This window comes from Actinomycetota bacterium, assembly GCA_018830725.1.
Taxonomy (GTDB): domain Bacteria; phylum Actinomycetota; class Humimicrobiia; order JAHJRV01; family JAHJRV01; genus JAHJRV01.
In genome coordinates this window covers 1-9,083 of the sequence record JAHJRV010000088.1, presented here as the reverse complement: position 1 = coordinate 9,083, position 9,083 = coordinate 1, and the positions used below count along the sequence as shown (strand labels likewise).

Sequence of the window (9,083 nt, the reverse complement as noted above, 5' to 3'; positions counted from 1 at the left end):
TTGGATTTTGATTTAGCATCCCTTTTAATTAAATCTAGGGGATTTACCATTCCTTTGAAAACATAATCTCCTATTCCTAACGTAGATGCAGCCTTTGTAAGTGCATCTGTTCTTGCAGACTTATATGCGTCTGCCAACTCTCCTGCGACTTTATGTCCGCCAACTCCAGCTATTGCCTCACTCCATTCACCATTAACTTTTATACTCAACTCCAAAAAGCAAATTATGTAGTTGCTATTTAAGTTTTCAAAAGAGGATGTGAATTTCCAACCTATTCCGCATGGACCGAAGACTTCGTTCAATCTACTTATAACATATTGAGCTTTTATTGATGTAAGATAAAAGCCCTTACCTCTTTGTACAGGTGCTAAAGCTGCATTAGGGAAGTGTGCTTGCAACTTTTTCATTAGATTTTCATTTGTAATTGTTTTTTTATCCATTATTTTTTCTCCTTTTCAAATAGAAAATTATACTTAAATTCTTGACCGTTAAGTCGTTCTATTTCCTCAACGGTTCTTGGAGTTTTGCAAAAGTCGGTAAGAACAGATTTAATATCATTTGTCCATATACCTATTGAAACAAAGGACAGAACTCCATCGTATCTTCCACATAATTCAATAGAGAATAATCTAATTGAATAATTATGAGCTTTAGCTGCTATGGTGGGGCGACATGAAACAAAACTCCATTTAACTTTTTCAGGCATGATAGATCTCCTTTATAAAAATAGAAAAGGAGTGGCTTTTTTAAACCACTCCCCTTTTATTAAAAATTATTATTGAGAGTACTTCTGATCGACTTTTAAGGTAGCAAACTGCGTTTCAGTAACCTCCTTTGCATCACTCAACTTTAACTCTAAAGAAGGATCGTTTTCTAACAATCTCTTGATTTTTTTATTATCAGGAGAAGTTATAATATCCCACAAACCTTCTTCTTTTAAGAGGGGTTCAAGTTTATTCTTGTTCCACTTTATATTTTCCCTCGTTACCATTTTCATAGTAATTCCAGGAACTGCAAGACAATTAACTTCTTGAGATTCCATAAACTGTTTCAATTGAGCTTTCATTTCGTTTAAATTTGCACTTTTTTGATCGAGCTCCATCTTCAAATTTCCTGCTTTTACAAGTGTATCAAGAATTGCCTCTTTTTCCTCTTCAGTAAAGCTTTTTTTCGGTATTGAATTTTTATACATCACAGGTGCTGGTGGTGGAGGTGAGGGTACGGTTGCACAATACTTATAATAACTACAATAACTGCACATCGGATCAATTCCCATGTCATAATCACGAGGTGGTGGTGTTCCCTTATCAAGGTATTTTTGAATATAGCCGAAGTACTCACACTGCTCTTCATACAATTCCTTGTCTGTTAAGAACATAAATGCCTGCTCTTTCAGAGTGTTGGGATTGTAGCAGTAGATACAGTTGAACGGAACTTCCATGTTAATAGCGTAGTAATTTGCCTGCATTCTATAAGAAGTATTAAAATGTAGCAGAGGGTCTAATCTGTTAAAATTGAAATGAGAAACTCTTTTGATTTCAACAGGAATGGGTTTTTTCGCTTTTTGACCATTGAATGTTATCTGCCACCCAGCATCAACAATTCCTCCAATATTCATATTATTGTCACGAATATAAATATCCTTATAATCTCCTCGATAAACCCTCTTTCCGGTTTCATTTTTTTTATAGACACGGAACAGTATTTTCTGTCTTTTGAAATCCTTAATTATTTCAGTTTCAATTCGTTTGCCCTCTTTGAACAGTTTTCTTGTCCTATCTGTGAGGGGTTGTTTCTTGTCTAAATGCACAAAATCAAAGTATGTAGACCTTGCACACTTAAATGTCGAAAGATCTCTTAGATTCCTAACACTTTTCCCCTCAGAGGCGTAGAAGTTACCGTGTCGTGGTCGCCACCCATCTTTTTCCTCCTGATATTTCATGTTATTTGCGACAATTCGATCGGAAATTTCCTGCATTTTTTTAAGGTCTAACATTATTACCTCCTTTGTGTAAATAAAGAAAGGGCACTAGTTTTTACTAATGCCCTTTATGTTTAACTTATAATAGATTTCTTAATACCTAAAATGGTAAATCATCAGATTCTTCTACTTCATCAGTATCTTCCTCATGTTTTGGGTTCTTTGTGATTTCAGTAGTTGCCCATTCAAGAGATGAGGCTACAACCTTTGCAATGATTTCAAGTACATTTCTGGTCTGTCCCTCTTTAGTTTCCCATGTTCTCATCTGTAGTCTCCCATTTACAACAACCCTATCCCCCTTTTTCAAAGATTCAGAGCAGTTTTCTGCTAGTTTTTTCCACACTGTAACTGGAATGTAGCTTACATCTTCACACCATTCACCTGCATTATCCTGCCATCTTCTATTTACAGCTATTCTAAAATTTGCAACAGCAGTTCCGTTTGGAGTGTATCGTAGTTCAGGATCACCTGTTAAGTTACCAATTATTGTTATGTTATTTACACCTGCCATTTAAAACCTCCTATAGTTTTAATGTTATTATTTTTTAAAAAATTAATAGAATTATTTATTTTTTTTCACCTCCCCTGTTCATCAAAAAAGTCCCACAAATCTGCTATCATATTAACTATTTAATCAGCAGAAGATCTTGTTACTACAAACTTCATTTTTTAATCTCCTTTCTCAAAAATTTAATTAAATTAAAAATTAATAAATTAATATTATTCAACTTCACATACAACTTCTATTGCCTCTCCATATTTAGTATTTTTATGCTGAACCTCTTCTATTTTGTATATGTTTTCCGGACAAAGAGTATATAATTGTTCTAACTCTTTTCTTGCATCCTCTATATTGTCAAAATAATATCCATCTTCGGATTCTGTTATTGTGTAAATGTAGGCACTTATTCTGTATTTTTTAGTCACTTTTAAAACCTCCTTTTAAAATATTGATTTTACACTTGAATCTCACGACTCAAGCCCCTTCCTTTAGGTAGGAGTAATTGATATGTATTTTGTCTACATACAGGACAATAAACTAACATTTAAACCTCCCAATAATTAAATTTTTGTATACTGATAAAACAGAAAGAACAAAATCACAAGTGAAAAAGCTAAAACAAAATTAATAAATATAGAAAATTCTAAGTCTGTCATATTGATCACTCTCCTTAATTTTTCTTTTTATATAAAAATACATTTAATTCAGGAATTAATTTTCAATTCAGGATCTTGAGTCAAATTTCCTAATATTGTTACATTATTTAAACTTGCCATTTAAAACCTCCCTTGGTTTAATATTTATTTTAAATTTTCTTTAAGAGTTATTAATTTTTTTCTATTTTATTTAAACTATCCAAGAAGACTCCTTCCAAGTTCATTAGAATTTGGTGAGAGATGAATTGGATATCTAAATTGCAAACCCTTTCCATAGGAAACCAATGAAACATTTTTGATATTAGAATCAATGACTTTAGAATCATTTGATAATCTTACCCATGTCCCATAATTAAATACACCTTTTACTTTGTAGATTTTCTTGTTGAATTTGACCATATCATTTGGCTGCAACTTGTATCTTTTTCTTCTTATTGACAGCTTATGCCCTTTTCTGTTTGTTTGTATAGATCGGTTATTTCTGCGTGTTTGTGTAATTGTGTATAACTTACATCTTTTTTGTTTAGTTCCATTAGCTATTACAAAAGCATCGTTTATGTGTGACTTCTCTAAACCCAAAGGCTCTCTATTGAATTTAGTGATATATCCGTAGGTATGAGAAACAGAGTACGGCATTATTTTGTTAAGTTGTTCTACTAACTTCCATCTGACAGTTGTCATAAAAGTTTCTGCTTTAAAGCCCTTTGATGGCTTGACATCGAGCTTCAACTCACCTGCGGTTACCTTTCCATGACAGGTTTCACACAAAGTTATTTGGTTATCAGGTCTATTACCCCCAGTTTGTCTTGTTTTAATATGGTGAGGTCTTATCATAGGATCTTTAGATTTACCTTTACAATTCTGACAGAGGTGATTATCTCTATGAAATACATATTCTCTGGTATTGTAATAGTTCTTTTGTGGACCATTTTGATATTCAACGCCAGATATGTCAGGATTCTTAATCTTTTGTATATCAAATGATGCAACTTCTATTATCACATCTGAAATAGGCAATATTTCTCTAACCTTATCAATAACCCTAATATGACTATCAAACTTGTGCTGAATTGATGGTGCTAACCAGCCTTTCTTTTTACTAGAAACCCTGTTGTTAAATCTAGGTTTCCTGTGCCACAGCTTTTTAACTCTTCTTGTTCTTCTATAAGTTCTTCTTACAGACAACAGTTTAATAATATCTTTTCTTAACTTCACCTCACCAGATAGCAATTCCCTTTTTTTAGAAACTGCTGATAAACCAATCTTTGAATACCCGGCATCTACTCCAAGCGTGATTGGTTGTTTATAACCTGTACTTCCATAAATAAGCTGAATAGTAAAAGGTATCCTTTTTACTACCCTAGCCTTCTTTTCTTTAAGTAATATTCTTGCCTTACCCGAATGACAGGGCATCAAAGCCTTGCCATCTTTGTTTAGTACATAAACCAACATTTATGTGTCACCTCCTTAAATAAACTAAAATTAAGCTTACATCTCCTGATAAAATCAGGGTTGGTTCTCTTTGGAGATGTTATCAAGTCAGTACTTTGTCCTGTACACTAAGAGTTTCCTCTTTATTTAATACAGAACTTACAGAGCAAGAGACTAGAGAAGTATCTCTTGGTGTGTTCTTTAACTTTACTGATAACTTCTGCATATTTATATGCCTCCTAATCAACTAGTTACCCTCAAGTCTCACGACTCAAGCCCCTTCCTTTAGGTAGGGGTAATTGACAAAATTACTGTATTTTCTCCCACAATTTATTTTCCATCTCTACAGGCAAGTCCTCATTACAAAGAGGACAATAGAATGCTACATGGTCACCACCTGATTTATCCCGCTCTTCCCATGATTCTGTTTTGAAATTGTACTCATAGAAAACTGTTTCATCTTGAGCTTCACCCACAATATTTGATTCTTCCTTGCAATGTGGACAAATAAAACTGAAATCACTCATTTTTTCACCTCTTTAACACATCGTTTATTGCATCGTATATTGCATCCCAGTAATGTTCCGCAACATAATCCCACAACTTATCATTAAGCCAACGCATAATTTCAGACATCTCTTCTCTGACATTTGTCATTTCCTCATCTGTCAGTTCCATATCTTTTGCCTCATCCATAACATCTTCTTTCTCTATTACTACTTGAGGATTTTTATTTGACAAAGGATCAATAATTTCAACTTCTATAATTCCTTTGTTGGATTTATTAAACAGCTCAATTTCTCTAAAAAAATCTTCCTTTACAGCATCATTGCTGTAAAAATTAATTTTTAACTTGATGTATTGAAAATGTAATAATTTATTTTCCATAATGCACCTCCTTTTTGGTGTTTAGAGATTTTTTGTATTCTTTAAATTTACCCTTTAAATATTCGCCAATACTTACTAATAAAACGATAGGTACAACTATTAGATATATCATTAAAAACTCAACGAAACTTAATACTATTTCTGCAAAATTATCATCAGTTTTATACTTCTCAACTATTAAAAGTAGTAAAATAAAAATAGGAACAGCTACACTCATAAACTTGAGAGCAAACATAGAAGATTTAATAAGATAACTAAGCATATAAACTTACCTCCTGAAACAAAAAGAGGGTAAGAGATTAATAAACCTCCTACCCTTGAATTTTGACAATATTAGATTAATTTTTTAATTATTTTTTTCTATTTTTTTGAAATAATAAAATAAATCAAGTATTCTGTCTGTAATAGAATCAACTATATAATCGCTTTCATAAATATAGTTACGAAAACCCTCAAATTCCTCATCAGTAATTTGTTCCTTAGTAAAATAAACTCAAGGTGATCCTTATCGCAAACATAAGGAACTATCGCTTTTTCATTATCAATTAACATTTAAACCTCCCTTTCCAAACAACAAGGGTAAGAGATTAAAAAACCTCCTACCCTTTGGCTTGTTAATTAAAATTAATATAAATTTTTTAATTTTTTAATAAATTTTTTCTTCTTTCTCTTTTAAAAATTTCTCTTTTACATGATTATTCAACATTTTGTCTATACTTAAAGTTGAAATATTGTGTTCTTCCTTAGCTTCTAAAAATTCTGACTCCCCACAATTAGGGCAGAACTCCTGGTCATATTTTTTTGCTGAGCTTAAATTTACCCAATGTAAAAAATATTCTACCTGACAGTTTTCACATCTCAACCTAAAAAACATAAAAACCTCCTTTAAAATAATAAGAGGCAAAGTTGGTAAAAATTTACCAAAATTGCCCCTTATTTCGATTAATTATTAAAATTATTTTTTCTGAGACTTTTCAGCATCATACACATATCTAAAAGTGTAATTCCACTTTTATCTATTATTTCTATCTCTGTCCATATTTTTAAATGCTTCTCTTTCTTTTTCCGAAACAAAGACTACTTTTAACTCTACAATACGTTGTCCCCAATTATCAAAATTATCATACTTAACAAATACATTATATGTTCCATCGCCAAAACCTGAGCTACAAACAACTCCTACACCAGCATGTCCTTTTTTATAATTTAACTGTCCTCCTTCACTTTTCTTACAAGTTTCCCTAAAACACCCATCTAAAGAAAAAGTATGTGTTTGTTTTACGGGAACGCTTTTAAGCAATCCTCTCTCAATTCCCTCGTTGTAAGTAATTCCTTCTTTCCATTCGGATTTATATGTTCGACCTTTTTGCAGTACTGCTTCCATATCTATTATCTCTTCTGTATCTTTGACTTTTAATAATTTTTCTATGTCACCATCTTCTTTTGTCCATTCACTGTCAATATAGCAAGGATCACATACAAGAACATGTGCTGAATCTACTCCAATCACTCCTATTTTGACCCATTCATCTATTTTTAATTTTTCATTTTTTTTGTTCATTTTTCTCCTTTATAAAATGTTTTTATAATACTATTTTTTTTGATTTAATCCACTTTTTTATGTCTAACTTATATTCAAAACTTTCAGCGTAAGGAAGTTTTGATACTACTTCCCACTTGAAGTATTGATATAATTTTAGAGCAGTATCTACACCAGTAAATTCTAAAAGTATAGCAAGAGCCAGTTGAGCAGGACCACTACCACCGTAGCCCCAATTTAAACCATCAGAACTATGGTTAAAAACCTCTTGGCTTTTTGAAGGTTTAATAATTGAGCCATCTACAATTACTGTCCTTTCAAAATTATCCTAAATACCCTCTATTTTATTTATCATCCTAAAAACCTCCTTTTAAAATATTGTTCTTACACTTGAATCTCACAACTCAAGCCCCTTCCTTTAGGTAGGGGTAATTGACATATTCTTTCTTAATTATAATCACTTAATAAAGATTGTCTATCACAATGGTCGCAAGTAAAAAAATAATTCTTTGTTATTTCCTCTTTAGTAACTCCAAAATGATTTAATCTGTTGCAACGAGGACATTTTGCATTAAATTCAATTACTTCACTCATATACTTATTTAACCAATACAAATCACACCCTTCTATCTTACAAACTTCACAAACATACATCGGCTCAACTGAAGAAAGATTAAATATCTCTTTAGGACAAGTTATGGACTTTTTAAGTTCAAGTTTTTCTAAATCAAATGTTTCCTCAACATATTTTTTGTCTTTTAATAAATTTTCCATTTATTTCACCTCCTTTAATAATCCCTTAAATCTAAAAACTAAATTTAGACTGAAGGGAACTTTTATTAAATTTTTTATTAATTTTTAATTTTTTCTTTCTGTACGCAAGTTGTTTGTCCTTGATAAACATTTTAAGCTTCTCTAAATCACTGGGTTGAGAATAACTGAGTTCGTCGGGAACATCCTTTAAAAAATCTGGAATTTCTTTTTTTAGAAATTTAATATACTTTTTTGTTAAAAACATGTATATTTTAGTCCAATCACTATCAAGGGGAAAACACAAAGAAGCAGTCATGATATATGCCAATGCTTCAATATCTGTTGCATATTCCAGGTTACGAACATTAACAAGTCTTTGAATGTGAATAATCTCCTTTAATTTTTTTGGTATAGCATCAGCCCAAGATTGATTAAACACAACCATAGGATCAGTAAAAACCCCAAAAATATTTTCCATTTCTTTTTCAAACCTCATTACAAATCACCATGTTTCTTTTTTAATTCAATAATTTTAGTTGGTTTGAAGAATATATCTCTTTCTATTCCTAAGCCAAAAGGACCTCTTATATTTTCTAATTCGCTTAGACGAAATGTACCGAATTCATTATAAAGCCCTATAACATATCCAAAAAATATATCTTCACCATCAAAATCCATCACGTACCATTTCCAGTTCGACCATGGACAAAAATATTTGACATATGCAATAGTTTCATCAGTACTTTTTGAGTCCTGCTCTCCTGCTTTGGGCAAGATTTTTCTAATTTCTTTTGTTAATAATTTCATTAAAAAACTCCTTTACTATAAAATATAATAATTTTTAAACAACTAACTATGTTCTACAAATTCTTTTCTTTTAAGCCAACAATTGGATATAAAGAACGAAGTTTCTTTATATCGGTGTAAACGAAAAAGTCAAGTGGAGAATTAAGTGATGGTTCAACTCTTCCCTCTTTTACATCTTTTCTAAAACCATCGATATATGAATCTTTTTTTTCTCTTTTCGCTGTTTTTTTCATTTGTATCACCTCCAAAATAATTTATAAATTTAATAAAAAAAGGGGAATATTTCCCCTGGTTCTTTTCATTTCTTAAAATTTACAAAAGATTTTCCTCAGAAAAACTGTAATGTGTTGTATCACCAACTATAATGTGGTCCAACACCTTAATTCCCAGAATTTTTCCAGCCTCTACCAGTCTTTTTGTTATAGTTATATCGTCAGAACTTGGTGTAGGATCTCCTGTTGGATGATTATGTATAAATACTACTGAAGCAGCTGAATTCTTTACAGCAGATTTGAATGATTCTCT

At 31.5% G+C, this 9,083-nt stretch carries 16 protein-coding genes; all 16 read right to left on the bottom strand.

Going from position 1 to position 9,083, the window contains the following annotated elements; translation table 11 throughout:
• Positions 1 to 440, bottom strand: a 440-nt coding sequence (locus tag KKC53_04075; protein MBU2598344.1) for a hypothetical protein, incomplete at its 3' end; no start/stop codon positions are given.
• Positions 440 to 706 carry a hypothetical protein gene (locus tag KKC53_04070; protein MBU2598343.1) on the bottom strand — a complete coding sequence of 89 codons (267 nt, stop codon included), beginning with the start codon at positions 704 to 706 and terminating at the stop codon, positions 440 to 442. The genes KKC53_04070 and KKC53_04075, both read right to left, overlap by 1 nt.
• A gap of 69 nt (positions 707 to 775) precedes the next feature.
• Positions 776 to 1,996 carry a hypothetical protein gene (locus KKC53_04065; protein MBU2598342.1) on the bottom strand — a complete coding sequence of 407 codons (1,221 nt, stop codon included), beginning with the start codon at positions 1,994 to 1,996 and terminating at the stop codon, positions 776 to 778.
• Positions 1,997 to 2,081: 85 nt separating this feature from the next.
• Positions 2,082 to 2,492 (bottom strand): single-stranded DNA-binding protein, encoded by a 411-nt coding sequence (gene ssb / locus KKC53_04060; protein ID MBU2598341.1) that lies wholly within the window; start codon positions 2,490 to 2,492, stop codon positions 2,082 to 2,084.
• Positions 2,493 to 2,701: 209 nt separating this feature from the next.
• Positions 2,702 to 2,908, bottom strand: a complete 207-nt coding sequence (locus tag KKC53_04055) for a hypothetical protein (GenBank protein ID MBU2598340.1) — start codon at positions 2,906 to 2,908, stop codon at positions 2,702 to 2,704.
• A 426-nt stretch (positions 2,909 to 3,334) separates the two neighbouring features.
• A complete protein-coding gene (locus KKC53_04050; GenBank protein ID MBU2598339.1) occupies positions 3,335 to 4,591 on the bottom strand; it encodes an RRXRR domain-containing protein in 1,257 nt (418 codons plus the stop codon).
• Between the two features lie 287 nt (positions 4,592 to 4,878).
• Positions 4,879 to 5,097, bottom strand: a complete 219-nt coding sequence (locus KKC53_04045) for a hypothetical protein (protein ID MBU2598338.1) — start codon at positions 5,095 to 5,097, stop codon at positions 4,879 to 4,881.
• Positions 5,098 to 5,101: 4 nt separating this feature from the next.
• Complete coding sequence (locus KKC53_04040; GenBank protein ID MBU2598337.1) at positions 5,102 to 5,458, bottom strand: hypothetical protein; 357 nt, start codon at positions 5,456 to 5,458, stop codon at positions 5,102 to 5,104.
• Positions 5,448 to 5,720 carry a hypothetical protein gene (locus tag KKC53_04035; GenBank protein ID MBU2598336.1) on the bottom strand — a complete coding sequence of 91 codons (273 nt, stop codon included), beginning with the start codon at positions 5,718 to 5,720 and terminating at the stop codon, positions 5,448 to 5,450. Before KKC53_04035 ends, KKC53_04040 begins: the two co-directional genes overlap by 11 nt.
• 384 nt (positions 5,721 to 6,104) lie before the next feature.
• Positions 6,105 to 6,332 (bottom strand): hypothetical protein, encoded by a 228-nt coding sequence (locus KKC53_04030; GenBank protein MBU2598335.1) that lies wholly within the window; start codon positions 6,330 to 6,332, stop codon positions 6,105 to 6,107.
• A gap of 138 nt (positions 6,333 to 6,470) precedes the next feature.
• The gene (locus tag KKC53_04025) at positions 6,471 to 7,019 is read right to left on the bottom strand and encodes a DUF4241 domain-containing protein (protein MBU2598334.1); all 549 of its coding nucleotides are present in this window, start codon (positions 7,017 to 7,019) and stop codon (positions 6,471 to 6,473) included.
• A 426-nt stretch (positions 7,020 to 7,445) separates the two neighbouring features.
• Positions 7,446 to 7,772, bottom strand: a complete 327-nt coding sequence (locus tag KKC53_04020; protein ID MBU2598333.1) for a hypothetical protein — start codon at positions 7,770 to 7,772, stop codon at positions 7,446 to 7,448.
• 31 nt (positions 7,773 to 7,803) lie between these two features.
• Positions 7,804 to 8,247: a hypothetical protein gene (locus KKC53_04015; GenBank protein MBU2598332.1), complete on the bottom strand. Its 444-nt coding sequence runs from the start codon at positions 8,245 to 8,247 to the stop codon at positions 7,804 to 7,806.
• Positions 8,247 to 8,558 carry a DUF2958 domain-containing protein gene (locus KKC53_04010; protein MBU2598331.1) on the bottom strand — a complete coding sequence of 104 codons (312 nt, stop codon included), beginning with the start codon at positions 8,556 to 8,558 and terminating at the stop codon, positions 8,247 to 8,249. The genes KKC53_04015 and KKC53_04010 overlap by 1 nt, the downstream gene beginning before the upstream one ends.
• Before the next feature lie 53 nt (positions 8,559 to 8,611).
• The gene (locus tag KKC53_04005; protein MBU2598330.1) at positions 8,612 to 8,791 is read right to left on the bottom strand and encodes a hypothetical protein; all 180 of its coding nucleotides are present in this window, start codon (positions 8,789 to 8,791) and stop codon (positions 8,612 to 8,614) included.
• Positions 8,792 to 8,870: 79 nt separating this feature from the next.
• A partial coding sequence (locus KKC53_04000; GenBank protein MBU2598329.1) for a hypothetical protein occupies positions 8,871 to 9,083 on the bottom strand: 213 nt, incomplete at its 5' end.